The organism is Streptomyces sp. NPDC047525 (assembly GCF_040643025.1).
In the GTDB taxonomy this organism is placed as follows: Bacteria; Actinomycetota; Actinomycetes; order Streptomycetales; family Streptomycetaceae; genus Streptomyces; species Streptomyces durmitorensis.
Genome location: NZ_JBEYTL010000003.1, coordinates 445,381 through 471,598 on the forward strand (window position 1 = coordinate 445,381; position 26,218 = coordinate 471,598).

Annotated in this window: 20 protein-coding genes; 14 read left to right on the plus strand and 6 right to left on the minus strand. The window is 70.7% G+C overall.

The window, feature by feature from the left end; translation table 11 throughout:
- Positions 1-62 precede the first annotated feature (62 nt).
- Positions 63-1,397 carry an OFA family MFS transporter gene (locus ABZ833_RS10940; RefSeq protein WP_361044089.1) on the minus strand — a complete coding sequence of 445 codons (1,335 nt, stop codon included), beginning with the start codon at positions 1,395-1,397 and terminating at the stop codon, positions 63-65.
- A gap of 216 nt (positions 1,398-1,613) precedes the next feature.
- Here ABZ833_RS10940 and ABZ833_RS10945 point away from each other — a divergent pair, with 216 nt between their 5' ends.
- A complete protein-coding gene (locus ABZ833_RS10945) occupies positions 1,614-2,591 on the plus strand; it encodes a 2-dehydropantoate 2-reductase (protein ID WP_361044092.1) in 978 nt (325 codons plus the stop codon).
- Positions 2,592-2,613: 22 nt separating this feature from the next.
- Positions 2,614-4,536, plus strand: coding sequence for a molybdopterin-dependent oxidoreductase (locus tag ABZ833_RS10950; RefSeq protein WP_361044095.1), 1,923 nt, complete (start codon positions 2,614-2,616; stop codon positions 4,534-4,536).
- A gap of 53 nt (positions 4,537-4,589) precedes the next feature.
- Here the strand turns inward: ABZ833_RS10950 and ABZ833_RS10955 are convergent, their stop codons facing one another.
- Both ABZ833_RS10955 and ABZ833_RS10960 read right to left on the minus strand, forming a co-directional pair.
- Positions 4,590-5,798 (minus strand): transposase, encoded by a 1,209-nt coding sequence (locus ABZ833_RS10955; RefSeq protein ID WP_361044098.1) that lies wholly within the window; start codon positions 5,796-5,798, stop codon positions 4,590-4,592.
- Positions 5,795-5,923, minus strand: coding sequence for a hypothetical protein (locus ABZ833_RS10960; RefSeq protein ID WP_361044101.1), 129 nt, complete (start codon positions 5,921-5,923; stop codon positions 5,795-5,797). The genes ABZ833_RS10955 and ABZ833_RS10960 overlap by 4 nt, the downstream gene beginning before the upstream one ends.
- A gap of 160 nt (positions 5,924-6,083) precedes the next feature.
- On the opposite strand from ABZ833_RS10960, the gene ABZ833_RS10965 reads away from it, so the two are divergent.
- Genes ABZ833_RS10965 through fdhD form a run of 3 tightly spaced genes read left to right on the plus strand, consistent with a single transcriptional unit; the run spans position 6,084 to position 9,735 of the window.
- Entirely contained in the window at positions 6,084-8,009 is a 1,926-nt protein-coding gene (locus ABZ833_RS10965; protein ID WP_361044104.1) for an NADH-ubiquinone oxidoreductase-F iron-sulfur binding region domain-containing protein, read from the plus strand.
- Positions 8,006-8,866: a 2Fe-2S iron-sulfur cluster-binding protein gene (locus ABZ833_RS10970; protein ID WP_361044107.1), complete on the plus strand. Its 861-nt coding sequence runs from the start codon at positions 8,006-8,008 to the stop codon at positions 8,864-8,866. The genes ABZ833_RS10965 and ABZ833_RS10970 overlap by 4 nt, the downstream gene beginning before the upstream one ends.
- A gap of 5 nt (positions 8,867-8,871) precedes the next feature.
- Positions 8,872-9,735, plus strand: coding sequence for a formate dehydrogenase accessory sulfurtransferase FdhD (fdhD, locus tag ABZ833_RS10975; protein WP_361044110.1), 864 nt, complete (start codon positions 8,872-8,874; stop codon positions 9,733-9,735).
- Between the two features lie 85 nt (positions 9,736-9,820).
- On the opposite strand, the gene ABZ833_RS10980 is transcribed toward fdhD, so the two are convergent.
- On the minus strand, positions 9,821-10,264 hold the full coding sequence (locus ABZ833_RS10980) for a MarR family winged helix-turn-helix transcriptional regulator (RefSeq protein ID WP_361044113.1): 444 nt from the start codon (positions 10,262-10,264) through the stop codon (positions 9,821-9,823).
- Positions 10,265-10,369: 105 nt separating this feature from the next.
- On the opposite strand from ABZ833_RS10980, the gene ABZ833_RS10985 reads away from it, so the two are divergent.
- The 3 genes from ABZ833_RS10985 to ABZ833_RS10995 all read left to right on the plus strand — a co-directional run bounded on the left by ABZ833_RS10985 (position 10,370) and on the right by ABZ833_RS10995 (position 14,645).
- Positions 10,370-11,305, plus strand: coding sequence for a zinc-binding dehydrogenase (locus ABZ833_RS10985; protein ID WP_361044116.1), 936 nt, complete (start codon positions 10,370-10,372; stop codon positions 11,303-11,305).
- 174 nt (positions 11,306-11,479) lie between these two features.
- A complete protein-coding gene (locus ABZ833_RS10990; RefSeq protein ID WP_361044119.1) occupies positions 11,480-13,378 on the plus strand; it encodes a sialidase family protein in 1,899 nt (632 codons plus the stop codon).
- 10 nt (positions 13,379-13,388) lie between these two features.
- Complete coding sequence (locus ABZ833_RS10995) at positions 13,389-14,645, plus strand: hypothetical protein (protein ID WP_361044121.1); 1,257 nt, start codon at positions 13,389-13,391, stop codon at positions 14,643-14,645.
- Here the strand turns inward: ABZ833_RS10995 and ABZ833_RS11000 are convergent.
- Positions 14,581-15,630, minus strand: a complete 1,050-nt coding sequence (locus ABZ833_RS11000; RefSeq protein ID WP_361044124.1) for a bile acid:sodium symporter family protein — start codon at positions 15,628-15,630, stop codon at positions 14,581-14,583. The two genes, ABZ833_RS10995 and ABZ833_RS11000, sit on opposite strands and share 65 nt — an antisense overlap.
- A 117-nt stretch (positions 15,631-15,747) precedes the next feature.
- Between ABZ833_RS11000 and ABZ833_RS11005 the strand changes: the two genes are divergently transcribed.
- Positions 15,748-16,623 (plus strand): LysR substrate-binding domain-containing protein, encoded by an 876-nt coding sequence (locus ABZ833_RS11005; protein ID WP_361044127.1) that lies wholly within the window; start codon positions 15,748-15,750, stop codon positions 16,621-16,623.
- 5 nt (positions 16,624-16,628) lie between these two features.
- Here the strand turns inward: ABZ833_RS11005 and ABZ833_RS11010 are convergent, their stop codons facing one another.
- Positions 16,629-17,639, minus strand: a complete 1,011-nt coding sequence (locus ABZ833_RS11010) for an Lrp/AsnC family transcriptional regulator (protein WP_361044130.1) — start codon at positions 17,637-17,639, stop codon at positions 16,629-16,631.
- Positions 17,640-17,750: 111 nt separating this feature from the next.
- Here ABZ833_RS11010 and ABZ833_RS11015 point away from each other — a divergent pair, with 111 nt between their 5' ends.
- The 5 genes from ABZ833_RS11015 to ABZ833_RS11035 all read left to right on the plus strand — a co-directional run bounded on the left by ABZ833_RS11015 (position 17,751) and on the right by ABZ833_RS11035 (position 26,211).
- Positions 17,751-19,244: an MFS transporter gene (locus tag ABZ833_RS11015; protein ID WP_361044133.1), complete on the plus strand. Its 1,494-nt coding sequence runs from the start codon at positions 17,751-17,753 to the stop codon at positions 19,242-19,244.
- Between the two features lie 204 nt (positions 19,245-19,448).
- Complete coding sequence (locus ABZ833_RS11020) at positions 19,449-21,272, plus strand: AMP-binding protein (RefSeq protein WP_361044136.1); 1,824 nt, start codon at positions 19,449-19,451, stop codon at positions 21,270-21,272.
- Positions 21,273-21,382: 110 nt separating this feature from the next.
- A complete protein-coding gene (locus tag ABZ833_RS11025; protein ID WP_361044139.1) occupies positions 21,383-22,645 on the plus strand; it encodes an ABC transporter substrate-binding protein in 1,263 nt (420 codons plus the stop codon).
- 15 nt (positions 22,646-22,660) lie between these two features.
- Positions 22,661-25,438 (plus strand): ATP-binding cassette domain-containing protein, encoded by a 2,778-nt coding sequence (locus ABZ833_RS11030; RefSeq protein WP_361044142.1) that lies wholly within the window; start codon positions 22,661-22,663, stop codon positions 25,436-25,438.
- Positions 25,435-26,211, plus strand: a complete 777-nt coding sequence (locus tag ABZ833_RS11035) for an ABC transporter ATP-binding protein (protein ID WP_361044145.1) — start codon at positions 25,435-25,437, stop codon at positions 26,209-26,211. The genes ABZ833_RS11030 and ABZ833_RS11035 overlap by 4 nt, the downstream gene beginning before the upstream one ends.
- Positions 26,212-26,218: the final 7 nt, after the last annotated feature.

Genomic DNA, 26,218 nt, shown 5'->3' on the forward strand with positions numbered 1-26,218 from the left:
ATGCGAGCGGAAGCCCCACCCAGAGCCACGCACCGACGATCAGGGCGCGCCGGCGCGGCGGGCTACTTGGCGGCGTGCTGGTCGGTGTCGTCATGGGCGGCCTCCCTCGGGGCGGGGATGTGGTGGCGGGCATGGACGGGGCGGACGAACTCGTTCGCCACGAAGCCGACGACAAGGAGTCCGATCATGATCGTGAGGGAGAGGCCGTAGAGCCCCGCCCCGTGCTTGCCCGCCTCTTCCTGCCGGTCGGCGACCCAGTTCACGATCAGCGGCCCGAGGACGCCGGCCGTGGACCAGGCGGTGAGGAGCCGGCCATGGATCGCTCCGACCTGGTAGGTGCCGAAGAGGTCCTTCAGGTACGCGGGGATCGTCGCGAAGCCGCCTCCGTAGAAGGAGAGGATCACCAGGGCGCAGACGATGAAGAGCGGTTTCGAGCCGTCTCCGAACAGGACGATCAGCAGATACATCAGTGCGCCGACGCCCAGGTAGACGCGGTAGACGTTCTTGCGGCCGATCAGGTCGGACGTCGACGACCAGCCGATGCGTCCGGCCATGTTCGCGGCGGAGAGCAGGGCGACAAAGCCCGCGGCGGCGGCCGCGGAGACCGGCGTCGAGGTGTCCGAGAAGAAGTCGGTGATCATCGGCGCCGCCTTCTCCAGGATGCCGATGCCCGCGGTCACGTTCATGCAGAGCACGATCCACAGGCACCAGAACTGGGGCGTGCGCACGGCGGCCCGCGCGGACACCTGCGGCCCGTCGAGCACACCGGGAGCACCGGGCGCCCGCGCCCCTTCCGTACGCGGCACCCGTACGAGCAGCACGCCGAGCGCCATGAAGACGGCGTACGTGAGGCCGTGCACCAGGAAGGCGAGCGCGATGCCGTCGGAGTCCGCGCCGAAGGAGTCCAGCATCTGCGCCGACCACGGTGACGCGATGAGCGCGCCGCCGCCGAATCCCATGATCGCGATGCCGGTCGCCATGCCGGGCCGGTCGGGGAACCACTTGATCAGTGTCGACACCGGCGAGATGTACCCGATGCCGAGACCTATGCCGCCGACGAAGCCGTACCCGAAGACGATCAGCCAGTACTGGCTGATCGCGGCGCCGAGTGCCGCGATCAGGAAGCCGGACGAGAAGCAGACGAGGGCGACCGTCATCGCCCAGCGCGGTCCGTTGCGCTCCACGAGCGTGCCGCCGAAGGCCGCCGAGAGGCCGAGCATCACGATGCCGAGCTGGAAGGGGAGCGCGCTCTGCGTGCCGCTGAGGTGGAGCGCTGATTCCAGCGGGGGCTTGAAGACGCTCCAGGCGTAGGCCTGGCCGATGGAGAGGTGGACGGACAGGGCGGCGGGCGGTACGAGCCAGCGGCTCCATCCCGGAGGTGCGACGGGGGGCCTCATGATCCCGAACAGTAGGAAGGCAAGAGGGGAGTTGGGAAGAGGCGGACGCGATTCCGTCGACGGTATGCAATCTGCCGCGCAACCCCTTGCTGGGCCAACTTCCATACTGTAGACAATATTCCATCGACAGTCATGGCATGCGATGGCCACGGTCACGGCATGCGACGTCGACCCTGAGCCTTCTTCGGATCCCTCAACCGAACGGAGCGCGCCACCGTGAAAGTCGCAGTCCTCGGCGCCGGTGCGATCGGCGCCTACGTCGGAGCCGCGCTGCACCGCGCCGGTGCCGACGTCCATCTCGTAGCCCGTGGACCCCATTTGGCGGCCATGAGGCAGCACGGAGTACGTGTCCTCAGCCCGCGCGGCGACTTCACCGCGCGGGCCCACGCCACCGACGACCCGGCCGACATCGGCCCCGTCGACTTCGTCTTCCTGGGCCTGAAGGCCAACTCGTACGCGGCGTGCGGGCCGCTGATCGAGCCTCTCCTGCACGACAGGACGGCGGTGATCGCTGCCCAGAACGGCATCCCCTGGTGGTACTTCCACCGGCACGGCGGCCCGCACGACGGCCACCGCGTCACGAGCGTGGACCCCGAAGGCGCGGTCAGTGCGGTGATCGCGCCCGAGCGGGCCGTCGGATGCGTGGTCTACGCGGCGACCGAACTGGAGGGGCCGGGAGTCGTCCGGCACCTGGAAGGCACCCGGTTCTCCATCGGGGAGCCCGACCGCTCGCGCTCCGAGCGCTGTCTCGCCTTCAGTGAGGCGATGCAGGCGGGCGGCCTGAAGTGCCCGGTCGAGCCCGAACTGCGCGGCGACATCTGGATCAAGCTGCTCGGCAACATCTCCTTCAACCCGATCAGCGCGCTCGCCCGCGCCACGATGCGCGAGATGTGCCTGCACGGCGGCACGCGCCGCGTCATCGAGATCATGATGAACGAGACGCTCGCCGTCGCTGCCGCACTCGGCTGCCGCCCCGACATCTCCGTCGAGCGGCGCCTCGCGGGCGCCGAGCGGGTGGGCGACCACCGCACCTCCACACTCCAGGACCTGGAGCGCGGCAAACCGCTGGAACTCGACGTGCTGCTCGCGGCCGTCGTGGAGCTCGCGGAGATCACCGGGGTCCCGGTGCCGACGCTCCGTACGGTCCACGCCATCTCGGATCTGCTGGCCGACCGCATGAGGAGCGCGGCATGAACGAGAACTTGAGGAGCGCGGCATGAGCAGGAAACGGGACCGGGTGCCCAAGACGTACGCCCGGCTCACTCACCCCCTCGTACGCGACTCGCGCGACGAGCCGCTGCGCCGGGCCACCTGGGAGGAAGCCCTGACCCGGACGGCGGCGGGCCTCCAGGCCGCACGCGGCGCGTTCGGGATGTTCTCCTGCGCCCGCGCGACCAACGAAATGAACTACGTGGCACAGAAGTTCGCCCGCGTGGTGATGGGCACGAACAACGTCGACTCCTGCAACCGCACCTGCCACGCACCGAGCGTCGCGGGCCTCTCCGCCGCCTTCGGTTCGGGCGGCGGCACCTCGTCCTACGAGGAGGTCGAGCACACCGACCTGATCGTGATGTGGGGCTCCAACGCCCGCTTCGCGCACCCGATCTTCTTCCAGCACGTCCTGAAGGGGATCAGGAACGGCGCCCGCATGTACGCCGTCGACCCGCGCCGCACCAAGACCGCCGAATGGGCGGAGAGCTGGCTCGGCCTGAACGTCGGCACGGACATCCCGATGGCGCACGCGATCGGCCGCGAGATCATCCACGCGGGCCTGGCCAACCGGGCGTTCGTCGAGCGGGCCACCTCCGGCTTCGACGAGTACGCGGCCCTGGTCGAGCCATGGACGCTCTCGCTCGCCGAGAAGGTGACGGGCGTACCGGCCGCCGCCATCAAGGAGTTGGCGCACGCCTACGCACGCGCCGAGCGGGCGCAGCTGTGCTGGACGCTCGGCATCACCGAGCACCACAACGGCACGGACAACGTCCGCGCGCTGATCAACCTCTCGCTCCTGACCGGGCACGTGGGGCGCTACGGCTCGGGTCTGCAGCCGCTGCGCGGCCAGAACAACGTGCAGGGCGGCGGCGACATGGGCGCGATCCCCAACCGCCTGCCCGGCTTCCAGGACATCCTCGATCCGCAGTCGCGGCTGAAGTTCGAGACGGCCTGGGACACGGTCATCGAGCCGCGCTACGGGCTGAATCTGACGGAGATGTTCGAGGCGATGGAGGAGGGCGAGCTCAAGGCCGTCTACTGCATCGGCGAGAACCCCGCGCAGTCGGAGGCGGACAGCGAGCAGGCGATGCGCCGGATGCGGGCCCTGGACTTCTTCGTCGTCCAGGACATCTTCCTCACGAAGACCGCCGAGCTGGCCGATGTGGTGCTCCCGGCGACCGCCGCCTGGGCGGAGACCGACGGCACGACGACCAACAGCGAACGGCGCGTGCAGCGGGTGCGCAAGGCGCTGCGGCCGCCCGGCGAGGCACGCGAGGACATCGACATCCTCTGCGATCTGGCCGAACGGATGGGCCACGACTGGAAGTACGCGGACGCGCAGGCTGTCTGGGACGAGTTGCGCTCGGTGTCGCCGGACCACTGGGGCATGACGTACGACCGTCTTGAGTCCCTCCAGGGCATCCAGTGGCCCTGCCCTTCGGAGGACCGGGTCGAACCGACGTACCTGCACGGCAGGTTGTGGGACGCGGACCCCGCGCGGCGCGGCACGCTCGCGCCCTTCGGGCTCGTCGCGCACGACCCGCCGGTCGACCTCACGGACGACTCCTATCCGATCCGGCTGACGACGGGTAGGCGGCTCGACTCCTACAACACCGGTGTACAGAGCGGGAGTTTCGCCTCGCCGCTGCGGCGCGGCGAGTACGTCGAGCTGTGCCCGGAGGACGCCGAGCGGTACGGGGTGGTGGTCGGCGAGCAGGTCCGGGTGTCGTCGCGGCGCGGCGCGGTGACGGCGCCCGTGTGGGTGGACCCCGGGCTCCGCCCCGGCCTTGCCTTCATGACCATGCACTTCCCCGACGAGGTCGACACCAACCAGCTCACGATCGAGGCCAATTGCCCCATCGCGGGCACGGCGGAGTTCAAGGCATCGGCTATACGAATCGACAAGCTGACCATGTCGGCGACGTGAGGTGACGTGTGACTCCACCCACCGCTGGAGCGGAGGGCTTCCTGCGGCGTCGGCTATGCGGCGGCGCAGAGGGCCAGCCCGGCCCTGTTCAGGACGTTCAGTGCGCCAACGTGGTCCGCGTTCGCCGCGAACCCACACTCCGCGCACTGAAACCTCGCTTGGGTAACACGGTTCCCTTTCGCGACGTGCCCGCAGGTCGGGCAGGTGCGGGAGGTATTGCGGGGGTCCACGGCGATGACGGTCCGACCGGCACTTTCAGCCTTGTTGGCGAGGATCGCGAGGAACACCCCCCAACCCGCGTCGAGAATACTTCGATTGAGTCCAGCCTTCGCCGCCCGACCGTTCGGCAGGAACACACCGGGTTGCTCGGGGTCGGGCTTGGGCTTGGGGGCGCGGGTCATGCCCGCCGTGTTCAGGCGTTCGTGCGCGATGACGTCGTGGTTGCGCACGAGGGTGAGGACAGTCTTGTGCGCGTGGTCCAGGCGCTGGCGCCGGATCCTCGCGTGGATCTTGGCGACCTTTCGCGCTGCGGCCCGGTGCGCCTTGGTCCGGCGCTTGGTGCGCCGGGGGAAGGTCGCGAGGTGCCGCTGGGCCTCAGCCAGCTCATCGGCCGACACTGCGAGGAAGCGCGGATTGGCGACGTGCTCGCCGACCGAAGTGGTCAGGAAGTGCGTGACGCCCATGTCGATGCCGACGACCGCACCGATCGGAGGCAACTGCTCGGCGGGCACCTCATCGCACGCGAGGATGACGTACCAGCGGTTTCCTTCGCGTTTGATCGAGACCGTCTTGACTCCGCCGCGAACGGGACGGTGCTGATGCACGCGGACGTGCCCGACCCCTTGGAGGCGGACGCGGGTCTGTGGATCATGCGGGGTGGAGTTCCAGCGGCACCCGTCCCCATCCTTGGGGAAGGTGACGGTGTCAAAGTGACCTGCGCCCTTGAAGCGCGGGTAGCCCGGTGTCTCACCGTTCTTGACGCGGCGAAAGAACGCCGCGAACGCTTTGTCCAGACGGCGCAGAGTGGCCTGCTGACTGGAGAACGACCAACGCCCCTGGCTCTCGGGGGCGAACGCACGGATTTCGCGAAGCTGGGCGGACTGGTCGCCGTAGCGGATGCTGGTCTTCGATGCGTGCCGGAAGGCGTCGCGGCGCTCCTGCAGCGCCCCGTTGTAGAGCGAACAGTGATCTCGCAGCATCTCGCCCAGTACGACCGTCTGCCGGGCCGTGGGGCGCAGGAGGAACTTGTACGCACGGATCACGACTGGCGCCTGCGTTCAAGACGCAGAGCATCGGCGAGGAGGACGCACGCAGCAGCGTTGATCGAGATGCCCATCTGGTGGGCGTACTCCTCGACCTGCTTCTTCAAGTCCGGGGGGACGCGCAAGTTCAGCGACTCCCGGCGATCTCCTCTAGACACAACCAAAATGCTACCACTTTTGACGGTACCTCAGATGTGGAATGGGGATGCCGAGCCGCTCCGCAGCGCACTCGCGGATTCGGTTCCCCCACTGGCTGGAGCCGCTAACCCCCTCGAAAGGAAGCTGATGGATCTGCACTTCGGTGACAGCAAGCCGACGGACGAGGAGCGGGCGGCCGTCGACGCGGTGCTCGGGCCGCCGGAGTCCGCCTGGGAGGGGGCCGACGACCGCAGCGACGCGGATCTGCGATGGGCCAGGGGAGGCCGTGCGGCGCGGGAGCGGCGGGATGAGTTGTTGCCGGGATTGCACGCGCTCAACGACCGCGTGGGGTGGGTGAGCGAGGGGGGCCTTGACTACCTCTGCCGGCGGCTGATGGTGCCGCCGGCAGAGGGGTACGGGGTGGCCACGTTCTACTCGATGTTCTCGGTGCGGCCGCGTCCCGCGACGGTGGTGCGGGTCTGCACGGACCTCGTCTGCGGGGCCTCGCTCTGCGGGGAGATGGAGGCGCGGCTCGCCCCGGAGTCCGGGGTCACTGTCGAGCGAAGCCCCTGCCTGGGGTTGTGCGAGAGGGCTCCGGCTGCGCTGGTGGTGCGGGCGGGTGAGGGGGTTTCAGCCCGTCCGGCGTTTGAGGACGAACTCGGCGGAGCCGGTGATCGACGGCAACCCCAGGCGGCGGAGCCGGGGGATTCGGGTAGGGGCGGGAGCGGGGAGAAAACCTACGTCACCGCAACCCTCGCCCCCGCCGCACCCGACACCCTCACCCAAGCCGCCCTCGCCCCGGAGACCGCCCCCGCCGAACCCCCGGCGGAACTCGCCGTCCCCCAAGCAGGTCGGGACGGCCTCCTGCTGCTCAGCAGGATCGGCAGAGTGGACCCCTCGTCCCTGGACGACTACCGCGCGCACGGCGGCTACACCGCCCTGCGCACCGCCTTCGACATCGGCCCCGCCGCCGTCATCCGCGAAGTGACCGACTCCGGCCTCCTCGGCCGAGGAGGCGCCGCCTTCCCCACGGGACGGAAGTGGCAGGCCACCGCCTCGCAGCCCGACCACCCCCACTACCTCGTCTGCAACGCCGACGAGTCCGAGCCCGGCACCTTCAAGGACCGGGTGATCATGGAGGGCGACCCGTACTCGCTCATCGAGTCGATGACCATCGCGGGGTACGCGACCGGCGCCCACCTCGGCTACCTCTATCTCCGCGGCGAGTACCCCCGCGCCCTGGAGCGGCTGCACCACGCCATCGCGGAGGCACGCGCGCGCGGGCTGCTGGGGGACGACGTCCTGGGGCAGGGGTACGCCTTCGACATCGAGATCCGGCGCGGCGCGGGCGCCTACATCTGCGGTGAGGAGACCGCCCTCTTCAATTCCATCGAGGGGTATCGAGGAGAGCCGCGCTCCAAGCCGCCCTTCCCGGTCGAGAAGGGGCTCTTCGGCAAACCCACCGCCGAGAACAACGTCGAGACCCTCGTCAACGTGCTGCCCATCCTCACCATGGGCGCGGAGGCGTACGCCGCCATCGGCACCGGCAAATCCACCGGGCCCAAGCTCTTCTGCGTCTCCGGCAGCGTCGAGCGCCCCGGCATCTACGAGCTCCCTTTCGGCGCCACCCTCGGCGAGCTCCTCACCCTCTCCGGGATGCCGGACAACCTCCGCGCGGTCCTCCTGGGCGGCGCGGCCGGAGGCTTCGTACGGCCCGACGAGCTCGACATCCCGCTCACCTTCGAGGGGACGAGGGACGCGGGCACCACGCTCGGTTCGGGCGTCGTGCTCGCCCTGGACGACACCGTGCCGCTCCCCCGCGTCCTGCTCCGCATCGCCGAGTTCTTCCGCGACGAGTCCTGCGGGCAGTGCGTGCCCTGCCGGGTCGGCACCGTCCGGCAGGAGGAGGCCCTGCACCGCATCGTCGAGCGGACCGGGGCCGACGCCGCGGGCGACATCGCTCTCCTGCGCGAGGTGGGGCGCACCATGCGGGACGCCTCCATCTGCGGGCTCGGCCAGACCGCGTGGAACGCCGTGGAATCCGCCATCGACCGCCTGGGGGCGTACAAGTGACCGCCGTACCGCTGGGAATCCCGCGCCGTCTCGTCGAGTTCACGCTGGACGGGCAGGACGCCAGAGTGCCCGAAGGGTCGACCATCCTGGACGCCTGCCGGGCCGCGGGCAAGGACGTACCGACCCTCTGCGAGGGCGACACGCTCACCCCGAAAAACGCCTGCCGGGTGTGTGTCGTCGAGGTCGAGGGCGCCCGGACCCTCGCCCCTGCCTGCTCGCGCCGGGCCGAGCCGGGCATGGCCGTCCTCACCGACACCGAGCGCACCCGGCACAGCCGGAAGGTGGTGCTCGAACTGCTCGCTTCGTCCGTCGACATGTCGACCACGCCGAAGGTCGCGGGCTGGCTCAAGGAGTACGACGCCAAGCCCGACCGCTTCGGCCCGGACGCCGCCCGCCTGAACGAGGAGCCCCGGGTCGACAACGACCTCTACGTGCGCGACTACGACAAGTGCATCCTCTGCTACAAGTGCGTCGACGCCTGCGGTGACCAGTGGCAGAACACGTTCGCCATCTCCGTGGTGGGCCGCGGCTTCGACGCCCGGATCGCCGTCGAGCACGACGGGCCGCTGACCGACTCCGCGTGCGTGTACTGCGGGAACTGCATCGAGGTCTGCCCGACCGGGGCCCTCAGCTTCAAGTCCGAGTTCGACATGCGGGCCGCGGGGACCTGGGACGAGGAGCAGCAGACCGAGACGACGACGGTGTGCGCGTACTGCGGAGTCGGCTGCAATCTGACCCTGCACGTGCAGGACAATGACATCGTGAAGGTCACCTCACCGCACGACAATCCGGTGACCCACGGCAACCTCTGCATCAAGGGCCGCTTCGGCTACCAGCACGTACAGAACCGGGACTGATCGACATGGGACGAGTCACGGAGCGCCGCCGCGTCATCCGCATCAGGGACGGGGCCGTCACCGAGCGGCCGGACACCCTGGTCGCGGAGGAACCACTGGAGATCCGGCTCAACGGCAAGCCGCTCGCGATCACCATGCGCACGCCGGGCGACGACTTCGCGCTCGCCGCGGGGTTCCTCGTGAGCGAGGGGGTGCTCGGCTCGGCGGACGAGCTCCAGTCCATCGTCTACTGCGCGGGGGCCACGGCGGACGGCGTGAACACGTACAACGTGGTCGACGTGAAGACCGCTCCTGGGCTCGTCCTGCCCGACATCACCCTCGAACGCAACGTCTACACCACCTCGTCCTGCGGCCTGTGCGGCAAGGCGAGCCTGGACGCGGTCCGTACGACGGCCCGCTGGGCGATCGACGACACGGACGGCGGCAGCACTCCCCCGGTCCGGCTCGGGACCGAGCTGCTCGCGTGCCTCCCCGACCGGCTGCGTGCGGCGCAGCGGGTCTTCGACCGGACCGGGGGCCTGCACGGGGCCGCGCTCTTCTCGGAGGACGGCGAACTCCTCGACATACGGGAGGACGTGGGCCGGCACAACGCGGTCGACAAGCTCGTCGGGCGTGCCCTTCAGGACGGCCGTCTGCCGCTGTCGCGTGCCGTCCTTCTCGTGTCGGGGCGCGCCTCCTTCGAGCTGGCGCAGAAGGCGGTGATGGCGGGCATTCCGGTGCTCGCGGCCGTCTCCGCGCCGTCGTCCCTCGCCGTCGATCTGGCCGCGGAGACGGGCCTGACCCTGGTCGGCTTCCTGCGCGGCTCCTCCATGAACGTGTACGCGGGCGAGCACCGGATCACCGTGCGGGCCACGGCCTCCAAGGGCTGACCGGCCGCTCCCCGCTGCACGGCGGCGGGACCCCGGCCGGCGGGGAGCGCCCCCTGCGCCGGCGGGGTCCCACCCGCCGCTCGCGCTATGCCCCGGTGCCCGAGATCCGGGTGAGCAGGGCCAGGAACTGCCGCCGCTCGGCGACCGAAAGAGGCGCCAGGAGTTCGTCGTTGGCGCGCGACGCCACCTCGGCGCAGCGGCCGAGGGTCCGCTCGCCCTCCGGTGTGATCGTGATCGCGTTCTTGCGGCGGTCGGCGGGGTCGGGCGCGCGCAGGACGAGTCCGGCGTCCTGGAGATCGTTGATGACGCCGACCAGGTCCTTGGGGTCGAGCGAGATGCTGCGGCCGAGCGCCGCCTGTGCGACGGGCCCCTGATCGGCGACGGCGGAGAGCACCACGTGGTGCCACATCTTCATGTCCTCGCCAGCGAGGGCATCGGCGACGAGGCCACGGCCACGGGCCGCCGCGCGTCCGAGGAGCCAGCTGGGGAGGGTGCGGATGCCGCTGGGGGCGGGCGGGGTCGTGGGCATGGGGCGAGCCTATCCGAGAATCGTTGGACTTCCCCATGAAAGTGCGCGTACCGTTGGGACTCCCAACGGTCGGACCGCCAACGGTCCTCTCTGCCTGGAGCACGCATGCGTAGCGTTCGGTACGAACACAGCGGTGGCCCCGAGGTCCTCTTCGCCGAGGACGCGCCCGTCCCCGCGCCCGGCCCCGGCGAGCTCCTCGTGCGCGTCGAGGCGGCGGGGGTCACGCTCCCCGTCGTACGCAAGGTCCGCGAGCCCCGTGAGCCGATCGCGCTCGGCGGGGAGATCGCCGGCGAGGTGGTGTCCATCGGTGACGGCGTGGGCGGGTTCGCGCCGGGTGACCGCGTCACGGGGCTCTGCTTCGGGCACGGCTACGCCGAGTTCGCGCTCCTGCACGCCACGATGGCCTCACCCGTCCCGGACGGGGCGAGCGCCGTCGACGCGGTCGCCCTCGTCCGCAGCGGACTCGTCGCGTACGGCGCGCTCGATGCCGCCCGGCCCGCGCAGGGCGAGGCGGCGCTGGTCACGGCGGCGGCCAGCGGAGTCGGCCATCTCGCGCTGCAACTGGCCAAGTTGAGGGGTGCGTCGCGGGTCGTGGGGGCCGTGTCGGGAAACCGGGCAGGGTCCACCAAGGCGGACTTCCTGCGCTCGCTCGGCGCCGACGAGGTCGTCACGTACGACGAAGAGGCGTGGGGCGCGCCCGTCGACTACGTCCTCGACGCGGTCGGCGGCGAGCTGCTCACGCCCGCCGTGCGGGCACTGGCGCCGCACGGGCGGCTCGTCGCGTACAGCTCGGGCGGCGGCACCGTCCAGGCGTACGACCTGCTCGTGGGCGCCAAGTCGGTCATCGGCTTCCAGATGGCGCTCGTCGCGCGCGGCAGGCCCGAGGTGTACGAGACGTGGCGGCGCGAGCTGTGGAGGCTCTTCGCGGCAGGCGCGCTGCGCCCCGCCGTGCACGCGGAGTTCGCGCTTGAGGACTCGGCGAAGGCGCATGCGGTGATCGAGGAGCGGAGCAACCTCGGGAAAGTCGTCCTGATTCCCTGACCGGCCAAGCCCGACAGGGTCCGGCTCACTGGATCCGGCCTCCTGACCAGGCCGCGCGCATTCGTGCCTCGCACGCTTCTTGTGGGGTGCCGAACCGCCCAAGTAGCGTCTGTGGCGCGAACGTTGGACGTGGGATGTCAGGATGTCCAGTCACCTGGAAGGGTGGGCCGCGCCATGCCATCAGCTCTCCGTGTACGCCTCAGATCCCTCCGCACCGCCACGGCCGCACTGACCGTCGTCGCCGTCGGGGCACTGCTCCCCGGGCCCACGGCCCAGGCGGCGCCGGACACGCGCGCGACGGGGTTCGAGCAGCAGGTGCTCTTCAAGGCCTCGCAGGATCCCGGGTACGCCTGCTACCGCATCCCCGCCGTGGTGAAGACGGTGAAGGGCACGCTCCTCGCCTTCGCCGAGGGACGCGTGAACGACTGCAGCGACGCGGGCGACATAGACATCGTGGTCAAGCGCTCGCACGACGGCGGGCGCACCTGGAGTCCGCTCCAGGTCGTCAACGAAGGCGCGGGCGACACGCACGGCAACCCCGCCCCGATCGTGGACCGCAGGACCGGCCGCATCCTCCTCGCGGAGACGTACAACACGGGCCGCACGGACGGCGGGAACTGCGCCGTCCCCTGCGACCGCACCCCGCACCTGCAGTACAGCGACGACGACGGCCGCAGCTGGTCGGCACCGCGCGACCTGAGCGACCAGATCCTGCCGGACGACTGGAACTCCTGGTACGCGACAGGACCCGTGCACGGCCTCCAGCTGACCCGCGGCCGGCACGCGGGGCGGCTCGTCTTCACCGTCAACACCGAGACGTGGAACGGCAGTCGGGTCACCGCGAACCACGCCGCGCTGATCGTCAGCGACGACGGCGGCGACAACTGGAGGATCGGCGCCAAGGACTCGTACCCGATAGCGGACGACGGCACGTTCCGGCAGAAGCCGTCGGAGATGACCATCACGGAGCGCCCGGACGGCGCCCTCTACGTCAGCGGGCGCGAGCAGGACGGCACCGACCTGGGGCACCGCACGCACACGGTCAGCCGCGACGGCGGCGACAGCTTCGTCGCGCCGTTCAAGGCCATCCCCGATCTCTACACGCCCCAAGTGCAGGGATCCACGCTCCAGTTCGGCAAGCGGATGCTGCTCGCCTGCCCCGGTGACCCCGACCGCCGCCGCACGATGCAGATCCGCTCCTCCTACGACGGCGGTCGCACCTGGGACAGCGTGGACCGCGGCACGACGGTGACCACGGACTGGTCCGGCTACTCGGACATGGTGCGGGCCGACGGCGCGCACGTGGGCCTGATGTACGAGGGCGGGGCGGTCGACGCCCGCGACGAGATCCGCTTCGCGCGCTTCACCGAGGACTGGCTGCAACCGCGCCGCGGCCCGGACCCGACGACCGGCGACCGTGCGCCGCGCGCCAAGGGGGCGGCCGTGCTCGGCGGGGCGTCCACGGCCGAGGGACGGTTCGGCAGGGCCATCGCCTTCGACGGCACGGACGACGCCGTACGACTGCCGTACCGCAGTCAACTCCCCCTGGGAAGGAAGGACTTCACAGCATCCCTGTGGTTCCGCTACTCCGCGACCAGCGGTGAACAGCCGCTCCTCTGGATGGGCGGCATCGGCACCAACCAGCCGCAGGTGTGGCTGCGCGGCGAGCCGGCGAGCAACCGCGTCACGGGCCTGATCACCACACGCGACGGCTCCGCCGCCCCGAGGTCCGCGTCCGTGCGCACCACCGGCGCCTACAACGACGGCCAGTGGCACCACATCGCGCTGCGCAGGGGCTCAGGGCAGCTCACCCTCTCCGTCGACGGCACCCGGATCACCACCGCCGACGTCCCGGGCACCGTCACCCGCACCTCGGGGTACGGCTTCCACGTCGGCCAACGGGTCGACAGCCGCGCCCATTTCACGGGCTCGATCGACGAAGTGCGCGTCTACGACCGCGCGTTGAGCGACGCAGAACTGACCGAGCTCGGACGGGACGGCGGATCCAAGGCGCCTGTGACGCGGGACACCGTCGCATGGCTCCCCATGGACCACATCCGCGCGAGCAACTAACGTCCCGCACGTGCCCGCCGACCAAGGTCCACGCGGGGGACGGAGCGCGCGCAGGACCTGGATCGTCCTGCTGCTCGCCCTGGCCTGCGCGGCCGTGCTGCTCACCGCCCTCCCGGACGACCGGGAGGGCGGCGACGCATGCGAGGCACGCACCGTCTCGTCCTGGGCCGCCGACGACAAGGTCACCGGCGCGTTCGCCCGCTACGGCGACGACACCGCGCGGGCCGACGACTGGACCGGCGGGGACGGCACGCATTCGGTGCGCCTTCCGGACGGGCGGCTGCTGTGGCTGTTCTCCGACACGTTCCTCGGCCAGGTGCACGCGCCGCCCAACCCGGCGGGCCAGCCCCACACCTGGCGGGACGCGACCGCGCCCATGGTCCGCAACTCGGGTGTGGTGATGTCGCGTTCGGGCACCTTGCAGCGCACCCTGCCCGCCCCGCTCTTCCCCGACCCGGCGGCCCAGCAGTGGCGCTGGCCGGTCGCGGCGAAGGTGGAGCCGCGCTCCCCCGGCTCGTCCGAAGACGTCGTACGCGTCCTGCTGTGGTCCCGCGCCACCGGGACGGGCCCCTGGATCTACGGCGTCCCGAACGCCACTGAGGTCGCCACGCTCTCCCTGCCCGATCTGCGCGTCGAGGGCATCGTCAAGGTCTCCGACCAGAGCGGCGTGCCGGACCCCGAGAAGCGTGTCCTGTACGGCACGACGACGGTCGACGACGGCGACTGGACGTACGTCTTCGGCGGCAACGACGCGCAGGCCGCCGCCCGCCCCGCCTCGCACGCCTACGTGGCGCGCGTCCCCAGGGGCAGGCTCGCCGAGCCCGGCGCGTGGCGGTACTGGGACGGCGAGGACTGGACGGAGTCCGGCAAGCCGCGGGCCGTCCTCGGCGACGGCGAACGCAAGGGAGTGGGCAGCGCGTTCACGGTGGTGCGCGTGAACAGGACGTACGTCCTGTTCACGATGGCCGCGGGCACCGCGGGCCTGACCACCGTGACCTCCTACTGGGCGTGCTCGCCCACCGGCCCCTGGCACGGCCCCGCCAAGGGATTCGCGCCGCCGCTGCCGAAGGACGGCTCGGCCGAGCAGGACATGGCCGCGTACAACCCCCAGGCCCATCCGGCACTCAGCGGGAACGGGCGACTGCTGCTCAGCTACGACGTCAACTGGCTGGACGCGACCCCCGCGAACGCGCAGGCGAACGTCACCCGGAACGTGTCCCTGTACCGACCGCGGTTCGTGTCTCTTCGGATCGCGACGGCTCGCTGACGAACTCCTCGGGGTCCTCGGGGTCCCGCGAGCGCCGCTTGGCGATCACCGCGCAGACCATCAGCTGCATCTGGTGGAAGAGCATCAGCGGCAGGACGGCGAGGGAGGCCTGGGCCCCGAACAGGACGCTCGCCATGGGCAGTCCGGCTGCGAGGGACTTCTTCGACCCGGCGAACTGGATGGCGATGCGGTCCCCGCGGTCGAAGCCCATCTTCTTGGCCCCGTACCAGGTGAGGGCGAGCATCACGGCAAGCAGCACCGCCTCCACACCGAGCAGTGCGCCAAGGCGCAGCGGCGTCACCTGGTGCCAGATGCCCTGCACCATGCCCTCGCTGAACGCGGTGTAGACGACGAGCAGGATCGAGCCGCGGTCGACGAAGCCGAGCACTTTCTTGTTCCGGGCGATGAAGCCACCGATCCAGCGGCGCAGGAACTGTCCGGCCAGGAACGGCACGAGGAGCTGCAGCACGATCTTCATGACCGAGTCCGCGGAGAACCCGCCCCCGCTGTTGCCGAGCAGGGCGGCCGCGAGGAGCGGTGTCAGGACGATACCGGCGAGCGAGGAGAAGGAGCCCGCGCAGATCGCCGCGGGGACGTTGCCGCGCGCCATGGAGGTGAAGGCGATCGACGACTGGATCGTGGAGGGCACGAGCGTCAGGAAGAGGAACCCGCTGTAGAGGGCGGGCGTCAGGACGTACGGCACGAGTCCCTTGGCCGCGAGGCCGAGCAGCGGGAAGGCGATGAACGTACAGGCGAGGACGGTGAGATGGAGCCGCCAGTGCTTGAGGCCGTCAAGGGCCTCACGGGTGGAGAGCCGCGCCCCGTAGAGGAAGAAGAGGAACGCGACGGCCCCGGTGGAGGCCCCGCCCGCGATGTCGGCGCCGATGCCGCGCGCGGGCAGCAGCGCGGCGACGCCCACCGTGCCGAGCAACGCCAGGATGTAGGGGTCGATCGGCATCCAGGTGGGCCAGCTCGGGCGTTTCACTTCGCTCCATCGGTTTCGGTTCACATCGTGCCCTCTTGATGATCCTCCTGATCACCGCGATCGGGAATCCCGGATACCGCTCTGACTGTCATCACGTTTCGCGATAACGTTGTGACCATGTACGACCCCGCCCAGCTCCGTACGTTCCTCGCGGTGGCCCAGACGTTGAGCTTCACGCAGGCCGCCCGGCGCCTGGGTCTGCGCCAGTCCACGGTGAGCCAGCACGTGCGCCGCCTGGAGGACGCCACCGGACGCCAGCTCTTCGCGCGCGACACGCACTCGGTGGAGCTGACGGAGAGCGGCGAGGCGATGCTCGGCTTCGCGCGGCGGATCCTGGAGGTGCACGAGCAGGCGTCGGCGTTCTTCACCGGGACACGGCTCGGCGGGCGGCTGCGGTTCGGGGCGTCGGAGGACTTCGTCCTGACCCGGCTCACCGACATCCTCGAGTCGTTCCGGCACGACCACCCGGACGTCGACCTGGAGCTGACGGTCGAGCTGTCCGGCACGCTGCACGAGAGTCTGGACGCGGGCAAGCTCGATCTGGTCCTGGCCAAGCGGCGCCCCGAGGACCCGCGCGGCGAGCTGGTCTGGCACGACGAGCTGGTCTGGATCGGCGCCGAGCGGCTGCGGCTCGACCCCGATGAGCCGGTGCCGCTCGTCGTGTTCCCGCCGCCGGGCATCAGCCGCGCGCTGGCCCTTGAAGCCCTGGAGCGGCGCGGCCGCGCCTGGCGGATCGCCTGCACGAGCGGCAGCCTGAACGGCCTGGTCGCCGCCGCCCGCGCGGGACTCGGCGTGATGGCGCACTCCCACGGCCTGATCCCGCCGGGTCTGGTCCGCGTCCCGGAGCGTGCGGGCCTTCCGGAGCTGGGCGCGGTGGACTTCGTGCTCCTGCACGGCGAGCGGCGGGCCTCGGCGCAGGGCGCGGCGGACGCGCTCGCCGCGTCGATCCTGGCGGGCGGCGACCGGCTGCACCGGCGGCGTCAGCGGGGATAGGGCACTCAGCGGGGATAGGGCCGGTAGGTGAGCTGCTTGACGCGGCGCATGAACGGCGCGGTCTCGACGTGCTGGACGCCGTCGAGCTGCCCCAGCTTTCCGCTGAGGTAGGCGTAGAGCGCCGGAATGTCGCGGGTCACGGCCGTCGCCATGATGTTGGAGGGTCCCGCCACGGCGGTGGCGTGGGCGATCTCGGCATGCGACGCGAGCGCGTTGCCCACCGACTCCATGGCCCAGGGCGCGGTGGTGATCCAGAGCATCGCGCCGACGTGCAGGTCGATGAGGGCGTTGGCGTACTCGATGTCGATGTAGATGGCCCCGGAGGCGAGCAGCGCGCCGAGGCGGCGCTTGACGGCCGACTCCGAACGCCCGGTGGCCTGCTGGAGCTCCGGGTAGGTCGCGCGGCCGTCCTGTTCGAGGGCGGCGACGAGCGGCTCGTCCTCCGGCTCGATGCGCTGGGGCACGTCGGTGCGGACGGCGGGCGCGGGCCGCGCGGGGCGCAGGGCCGCGATCTGCTCGTCGTCCAGCGGCCCGTGCTTCATCAGCCAGCCGTCCGGGCCGCCGAAGAAGCGGTGCAGCATCTGCTGGGCGCGGATGTCGACGATGTGCGGGGTGCGCGGGAGCTTGGCGAGCAGCAGCTCGTCCTGGTCGGTGCGGGTGCGCGGCCGGGTGCAGCAGACGACTTCGGTGCCGCCGGACGTGAGGCCGATCCACGAGGTGTCGGGGCGGCGCGCCAGGGCGGTGGCGATGGCGTCGGCGCCTTCGGGGGCGCAGCGAAGGCGCAGCATCCACTGGTCCTGGCCGAGCTTCTCGTGGTCCCGGACGGCGACGATCCGCAGGCTGCCGTCGGCGACCAGCCTGCGGTAGCGGCGGGCGACGGTCTGGTCGGAGACGCCGAGGACAGCGGCGATCTTGCTGAAGGGCGCACGCCCGTCGATCTCCAGGGCCTGGAGGAGCTGGACGTCGAGCGAGTCCTGCATGCCCGGGGTGGGGGATTCCGTTGCTGTGCTGGCCATTACTGTCGGATTCCTTCGATCTCTCGTGGCTGGTGACCTGGATCGTCCGGGCGGACTCCATCGTACGAGGCACGCACACGCGTCGTACAAGTCGCACGAGGAGAGTTGACAATGCGTACATGGGGGCCGCTCACAGCGGTATGCCTGGGGACGTTCATGCTGCTGCTGGACGTGACCATCGTGGTCGTGGCACTGCCCGACATGGCGACGGCGCTGGACGCCTCGCTGAGCGATCTGCAATGGGTGATCGACGGCTACGCGCTCGCGCTGGCCGCGCTGCTGCTCGGGGTCGGGGCCGCGGCGGACGTGCTCGGCCGGCGGCGGCTCAACGTGGCGGGCACCGCGCTCTTCGCGCTCGCCTCGCTGGGCTGCGGGCTCGCCACGAACGCGGAGGCCCTGGTGGCCGCCCGCGCGCTTCAGGGACTCGGCGCCGCCGCGATGTTCGCGACGACCCTGCCGCTGCTCGGCGCCGCCTACCAGGGGCGGGACCGGTCGGTCGCGCTCGGCGTCTGGGGTGCGGTCAGCGGGGCTGCGGCGGCGATGGGACCGATCGTCGGCGGGCTGCTCGCCGAAGGGCCCGGCTGGCGGTGGATCTTCTTCGTGAACCTGCCGGTGAGCGTCGCGTCGATGTGGCTGACGCTGCGCGTGGTGCCGGAGTCGAAGGGCCAGGCGGGCCGGCGGGTCGACTGGGCGGGCACGGTGACGTTCGCGCTCTTCGCGGGCGCACTGACCTACGGAGTGGTGCGGGCGGGTTCGGAGGGCTGGACGTCGGCGCCCACCGTGGCGACCCTTACGGTCGCGGTGCTCTCGCTCGCCGCCTTCGTGGCCGTCGAACGCCGCGTCGCACACCCCCTGCTGGACCTGAAGCTTCTGCGCATGCCCGCCTTCACGGGCGTACTGGTCGGCGCGATCGGCTACAACGCGGCCGCGTTCGGCCTGATGCCCTACCTCTCGATCTGGCTCCAGACCGTGCTCGGCATGAGCCCGGTGACCGGCAGCCTCGTCATGCTGCCGCTCGCCGCGACCTCGTTCGTCGTGGCCGCGATCGGCGGACGGCTGCTGCACGGGGTGCCCGCGCGGCTGACCATCGGCGTGGGTCTGCTGCTGATCGGTGGCGGCGGGATCGCCCTCGCCGTGCTCGACGCCGGGTCGTCCTGGGGTGCGCTCGTCCCGGGGCTCACCCTCGCGGGCATCGGCACAGGGCTGGTCTCACCGGCCCTCGGGGGCGCGGCCCTCGCGGCGGTGCCGCCGGCGAACTCGGGGATGGCGGGCGGCGCGGTCAACACGTTCCGGCAGCTCGGGTACGCGCTCGGGGTCGCCGTCTTCGGCACCGTGCTGACCTCGCGCATGCAGGACACGCTCGGCCATGACGCGGCTCACACCGTCGCGGGCGGCGGCGCGGCGGCCATGCGTGGCACGCTTTCCGATCATGCTGTGCGGACTGCGTTCGCCTCCGGCCTGAACGCGGCGGCGGTCGTCGCGGGCGTGGTGGGCCTGGTGGCGGGAGTGGCGGTTCTCGCCATGGTCCGGTCCGCCCGCACGGCACCGGAGGCGAAGGTTCCGGCACCCGCCGAACGCGTCCTCGAAGGACAGTCACAGCCGTAACCGCTGCGTACAGATTCGGTGGAGATTACGCCACCGAAACTTACTCAACCGTAAGTATTCTGTCCCACCCCTCCCCTTGTGGCCGGATTTAACCGGCTGACCAGCGTGGACGGTACGTACCGAGGGGTCGGTCACCCCTCTCCCGCAGGGCACTGCGGTGGGGTACCGTCACCGGCGCTGTGCGGAGCGCCACAAGGAGCATCATTGCGCGAGTTCACGAACCCTCCGATGGCGTCGGCGCCGCTGGTGGGCGGCCTTGCCGACGTCGTGTTCGACCATGCCCTTGAGGATCCGCTCCACATCGCCTTCGGACGCAAGACCGACGGCGTGTGGCGCGACGTCACATCGGCGGAGTTCCGCGACCATGTGATGTCGCTCGCCAAGGGGCTGCTCGCGCAGGGCGTCCGCTTCGGCGACCGCGTCGCCATCATGTGCCGCACGCGCTACGAGTGGACGCTCTTCGACTACGCGCTCTGGACGGTCGGCGCCCAGGTGGTGCCCGTCTACCCCACGTCGTCGGCCGAGCAGGTCTTCTGGATGCTGCACGACGCGCAGGTGTCGGCCGCCATGGTCGAGCACGAGGACCACGCGATGACGATCGGCTCGGTGATCGACCGGCTGCCACAGCTGCGCAGGCTGTGGCAGCTGGACGCCGACGCCGTGGACGAGCTGAACCGCGCGGGACAGGACGTCGACGACGAGGTGGTCAACCGCCACCGCCGCGCCGTCACCCCGGACTCGATCGCCACGATCATCTACACCTCGGGCACGACAGGACGCCCCAAGGGCTGTCTGATCTCCCACGCGAACTTCATGTTCGAGGCGGAGACGGTCATCCAGCGCTGGGAGCCGGTGTTCCACTCCCGGCGCGGCGACGAGGCGACGACGCTGCTCTTCCTGCCGCTCGCGCACGTCTTCGGGCGGATGGTGCAGGTCGCCGCGGTCCGTGGCCGGGTCAAGCTGGGTCACCAGCCGAGCCTGAACGCGGCGGCGCTCATCCCGGACCTCGCGGCGTTCCGGCCGTCGTTCATCCTGGCCGTGCCGTACATCTTCGAGAAGGTCTTCAACGCCGCGCGGCGCAAGGCCGAGAAGGACGGCAAGACGGGGCCCTTCGACAAGGCCGTGGAGTGCGCCGTGCGGTACGCGGACGCGATGGAGGCCAAGGCCTTCGGCACCGGACCCGGGCCTTCGGCGGCCCTGCGCATGCAGCACTCGCTCTTCGAGAAGCTCGTCTACGCCAAGGTGCGCGACGCGATGGGCGGCCGTGTCCGGCACGCGATGTCCGGCGGCTCCGGGATGGACCGGCGCCTCGGCCTGTTCTTCTCTGGCGCGGGCGTCGAGATCTACGAGGGGTACGGCCTGACGGAGTCGACCGCGGCCGCCACCGCCAACCCGCCCGAGCGCACCCGCTACGGCACGGTCGGCCAGCCCATCCCCGGCACCACCGTGTACATCGCGGACGACGGCGAGGTGTGGCTGAACGGCGCGAACGTCTTCCAGGGCTATCTCAACGACCCCAAGGCCACCGACGCGACCCTGCACGAGGGCTGGCTGGCCACCGGTGACCTGGGGGCGCTCGACGAGGACGGCTACCTCACGATCACCGGGCGCAAGAAGGAGATCCTGGTGACGTCCGGCGGCAAGAGCGTCTCGCCGGGGCAGCTGGAGGAGCGGGTGCGCGACCATCCGCTGGTCGCGCAGTGCATCGTCGTGGGCAACGACCGGCCCTACATCGCGGCGCTCGTCACGCTGGACGGCGAGGCCGTCGAGCACTGGCTGAACATGCGCCGCAAGCCTCCGATGTCCCCCACCGACCTGGTGCGCGACCCGGATCTGGAGACCGAGGTGCGGCGGGCCGTGGTGGCCGCCAACACCCTTGTCTCGCAGGCCGAGTCGATCCGTACGTTCCGGATACTGGCTCACCAGTTCTCCGAGGAGCACGGGCTGCTGACGCCCTCGCTGAAACTCAAGCGCAAGGCGATCGAGACGGCCTACTCGGCCGAGGTGGAGGCCCTTTACCGGGCGTAAGGAACCTTCCAGGGTTTCTGACGGTCCATCAATTGCCGATGCGGCAGTTCTTGACGGTTCATCAGGTCCCGCACAGAATCAGCCCCACTTCGACGGAGGGGGCTCGACTCGTGTCGCGATCGATCCGCACCATCACCGCCACCGTGGCCGCACTGCTGCTCGCCACCGCCTGCAACTCCGCCTCCAACAGCAGCGGTTCGAGCGGCAGCGACAAGGCAGGCGGCTCCGTACGCGGCGTGAGCGCCGACTCCATCAAGGTCGGCGGCATCGTCTCCATGACGACCGCGAGCGGCTACAGCAAGAAGGACACCGACCTCGGCGCCAAGGCCCGCTTCGACCGCGCGAACGCCGAAGGCGGCGTACACGGGCGGAAGATCGACTACCTGGGCGCGGAGGACGACGGCCAGGACCCGGGCAAGAACCTCGCGGCGGCGCGCAAACTCGTCCAGCAGGACAAGGTGTTCGCCATCTCGCCGATGAGCTCGGTCACCTTCTCCGGCGCCGACTTCCTCCAGAAGCAGAAGGTCCCCACGTTCGGCTGGGGCACCATCCCGCCCTTCTGCGGCCCGAGTTACATGTACGGCTACGGCGGCTGCATGGTCCCGATGCCGGGCGGCACCATCACGCAGAGCTGGCCCGAGGGCCTGAAGAAGGTGACGGACGGCTCCAAGGGCAAGTCCGTGGCCATCCTCGCCAACGACAACGACGCGGGCACCTTCGCCATCCGCACCTACAAGCAGAGCTTCGCGGCAGCCGGTTACAAGGTGACGTACGCCAAGTCGACCGTGCCCGCGACCTCCGTGCCGAGCGACTGGTCGGCGTACACCAAGGAGATCCTGCGCTCGGACGGCGGCAAGGCGCCGGACGTGGTCGTCTCCGTGATGCAGACCCCGTACAACATCGGCCTGTTCACGGCCGTCAAGCGCTCCGGCTTCAAGGGCGTGATCACGGACCCGACCGACTACGACCCCGGTCTCCTCGCCAAGAGCGCGACGAAGAAGGCGCTCGACGGCGTGCACATCCTGCTCGCCTTCCAGCCGTTCGAGCAGAACACCGCGGCGATGAAGCAGTTCAAGGCGGACATCAGGAAGGCGGCGGGCAAGGACGTCCCGCTCAACATGCACATGATGACCGGCTACATGTCGGCCGACCTCTTCCTCTCGATCGCCGACAAGGCGGGCAAGGACTTGACCGTCGACTCCTTCCAGCAGGCGGCGAACGGCTTCTCCGACAAGGACACGATGGTCGGCGACCGCAGCCTGCCCAAGGGGCAGAAGGAGTCGTTCGGCTGCGGCGCGCTGGTGCAGCTGAAGGACGGGAAGTACTCGGTGTCCTCGCCCTTCACGTGCTACGACCCCATCCCCTTCAAGTAGAAGGGCGGGTCATCCATGTCCGACCTGCTGGGATTCGTGCTGAGCGGTCTCGTCTCCGGCGCCCTGTACGCGCTGCTCGCGACGGGCCTCGTCCTGTCCTACTCCGCCTCCGGCCTCTTCAACTTCGCGCACGGCGCGACCGCCTACCTCTGCGCGCTCGCCTTCTACGAACTCCACTCCGGCTTCGGCTGGCCCGCCGTGCCGACGGCGCTCCTTCTCGTCTGTGTCGTGGCGCCCGCGCTCGGCTGGGGCCTTGACCGGCTGATGTTCCGCAAGCTGGCGAGGGTGGGCGAGACCGCGCAGATCGTGGCGACGATCGGGCTGCTCGTCGCGCTGCCCGCGCTGGGTCTGTGGGTGGTGGAGCTCCTTCAGGACGCAGGGGCGTCCGTCAAACCGGCCGAGAACCAGTTCGGACTGCCGGGCGTCGGGCCGAGCCCGGCGACGTCCTGGCAGCTGATGGACGGCGTCGGCATCGACTCCGACCAGCTGATCACATGGGTCGCGACAGCCGTGGTCGCCGTCGGCCTGTGGATCCTGATGCGGCACACGCCGCTGGGGCTGCGGCTGCGGGCCGCGGTGGACAACCGTTCGCTGGTGGAGCTGCGGGGCATGAGCGCGGACCGGCTCTCGTCGGTGGCGTGGATGCTGTCGTCGGGCCTCGCGGGTCTTGCCGGTGTGCTGGCGACTCCCTTGCTGGGCCTGTCCTCGCACGACTTCACCCTGTTCCTGTTCGTGTCGGCCACGGCCGCGGTGCTCGGACGCTTCATGTCGATCCCGCTGGCGTTCGCGGGCGGACTCGGGCTCGGCGTGCTGCAGAACCTGGTCGCCGGGTACGCCGATTTCGCGGAGAAGATCACCGGGTTCCGTACGGCCGTCCCGTTCCTGATCCTCTTCGCCGGGCTGCTGCTCATGACGCGGCGGCAGCGGACGGCGGGCACGGCGGCGGTGGACGCGCCGCCGATCGACTATCTCGCCGGGAAGTCGTGGATGCGCAGGTGGGGGCCGTGGGCCGTGGGGGGTGTACTGCTCGCGCTGTCCTTCTATACGGTCACCACGCCCTTCTGGAGCGGGATCCTCGCGCAGGGCCTCGCGATCTCCCTGGTCTTCATCTCCTTCACCGTCGTGACGGGCCTCGGCGCGATGGTGTCCTTGGCGCAGGCCACGTTCGTGACGGGCGCGGCGCTGGTGGCGGGGCTTCTGATGAGCCACGGGTGGCCGTTCGTCGCGGCGGCTCTGGTCGGGACCTGCGGGGCCGCGGTGCTCGGCGCCCTGGTCGCGCTGCCGGCGCTGCGTCTCGGCGGCCGGTCACTGGCGCTCGCCACGCTCGCCCTGGCCTTCCTCTCCGATCAAGTCCTCTTCCAGATGGGGTGGTTGAGGAACGGCGACACCGGGTGGGAGATCCCGCGCGCCGTCTTCGGCCCCGTCGATCTGAGCGACGACCGCGCGATGGGCGTGGCGATGGTCGTCCTGGTGGCCGTGGCCGTGGCCGCGTTGAGCGCGCTGCGGGGTTCGGCGACGGGGCGGGCGATGCTGGCGGTGCGGTCCGCTCCTGCGGCGGCGATGGCCTCCGGGGTGTCGGTGGTGCGGACGAAGCTGCTCCTTTTCACGTTGTCTGCGGGGCTCGCGGGGTTCGGCGGCGTGATGTACGCGTCGTTCAACACGCGTATCACCGCCACGGACTTCACCGCGATGACGGGGCTCGTGTGGCTGGCGGTCGTGGTGGCCGCGGGGGTGCGCAGGCCGCAGTTCGCGGTGGTGGCGGGGCTCGTCTTCGCGATCGTGCCGCACCTGGTCGCCGACTACGTGACGGAGTCCGTGCAGCTGCCGGTGATTCTGTTCGGGTTGGCGGGGCTTGCGCTGGCCAATGATCCGGACGGGTACTGCGCGGCGGTTTCGGTGCGGCTGCATCGGCGGCGGGTGGGGGCTGGGGTCGCCTCCGGCAGTTCAGCCCGTCCGGCGTCTGAGGACGAGGCCGAAGGCCGCTACGGGGGCCCGGGGGCAGAGCCCACGGTTTCGGGAAGGGTCGGGCAGCCCACGGTTTCGGGAAGGGGCGGGCTTGGGGACAAATCCCAGCCCTCCCTAGCCCTGCGTGACGTCCACGCCGGATACGACGGCGCCCCCGTACTCCACGGAGTGGACCTCACCGTCCACCCGGGCGAAATCGTCGCCCTGCTCGGGCCCAACGGCGCGGGCAAGTCCACGACCTGCAAGGCCGCGGCCGGGCTCCTCGCCCCCACCCGGGGGCGTATCCACGTCGCGGGGGCCGACGCCACGCACCGCGGCCCCGTCCACCGCTCCCGATCCGGAGTCGTCCTCGCCCCCGAGGGCCGGGGCATCTTCCCCTCCCTGACCATCGAGGAGAACCTCACCCTGCACCTCCCGGAGAGCGGCGCACGCGATGCCGTCTACGAACGCTTCCCCGGCCTCGCCGCACGGCGGAAGGTCACCGCGGGCTCCCTCTCCGGAGGGGAGCAGCAGATGCTCGTCCTCGCGCCCCTCCTCCAGCGCCCGCCGAAGGTACTGATCGCGGACGAGCCGTCCCTCGGCCTCGCACCCCGCGTGGTCGAGGAGGTGTTCCGCCTCCTCGCCGAACTGCGCGACGCCGGAACGGGGTTGCTCCTCGTGGAGGAGAAGGCCGCTGAGATCCTCGGCGTCGCCGACACCGTCGCCTACCTCTCACAGGGCCGGATCTCCTGGTGCGGCCCGCGCTCCGAGGTCCGGGCGGACCAGCTGACCGAGGCCTATCTGGGCATAGCCGCGCAGGGTCACACCGAAGGAGTGGGACGGCCATGAGCGAGCGCATCCTCGACGCCTCCGGCATCGGCGTCCGCTTCGGCGGCATTCACGCCCTCACGGACGTGGACCTGAGCCTGCGCCCCGGCGAGGTCTGCGGCCTCATCGGCCCCAACGGGGCGGGAAAGACAACCCTGTTCGACGTCGTCTCCGGTATCCGCCGCCCCGACCAGGGGCGCGTCCTGCTCGACGGCGTCGACGTCACACGCCGCTCCCCCGTCTGGCGCGCCCGCCACGGCATGCGCCGCACCTTCCAGCGCCAGCAGCTCTTCGGGCAGCTCACGGTGGCCGACAATCTGCTCGTCGCACAGGAGTGGCGTGGCGGCGGTGGCGGGTTCGGCGCCGATCTGCTCGCCTCGCCCACCCGGCGTACGCATGAACGGGAAAGACGGTCCCGCGCGTCAACCGTCCTGCGGGAGTGCGGGCTTGAGGAACTCGCCGACGAGTACGCGGGCGCGCTGCCGGTCGGCCGGGCCCGCATGGTGGAACTGGCACGCGCGCTGGCGGACCCGCCCAGGGTGCTGCTCCTGGACGAGCCCGCCTCCGGGATGACGGCCGACGAGCGAGGCCTGCTCTCGGCCGTCATCCGGCACCTCGCGGACGAGGAGGACTGCGCCGTGCTCCTCGTGGAGCACAACGTCGCCTTCGTGATGGAGCTCTGCGCCCGCGTGGTGGTCCTCGACCTCGGCGGCGTCCTGGCCGAGGGCACGGCGGCCGAGGTACGCGCGGACCCGAAGGTGCGGGACGCGTACCTCGGGACCACCGCGGCCTAGGCCCGCG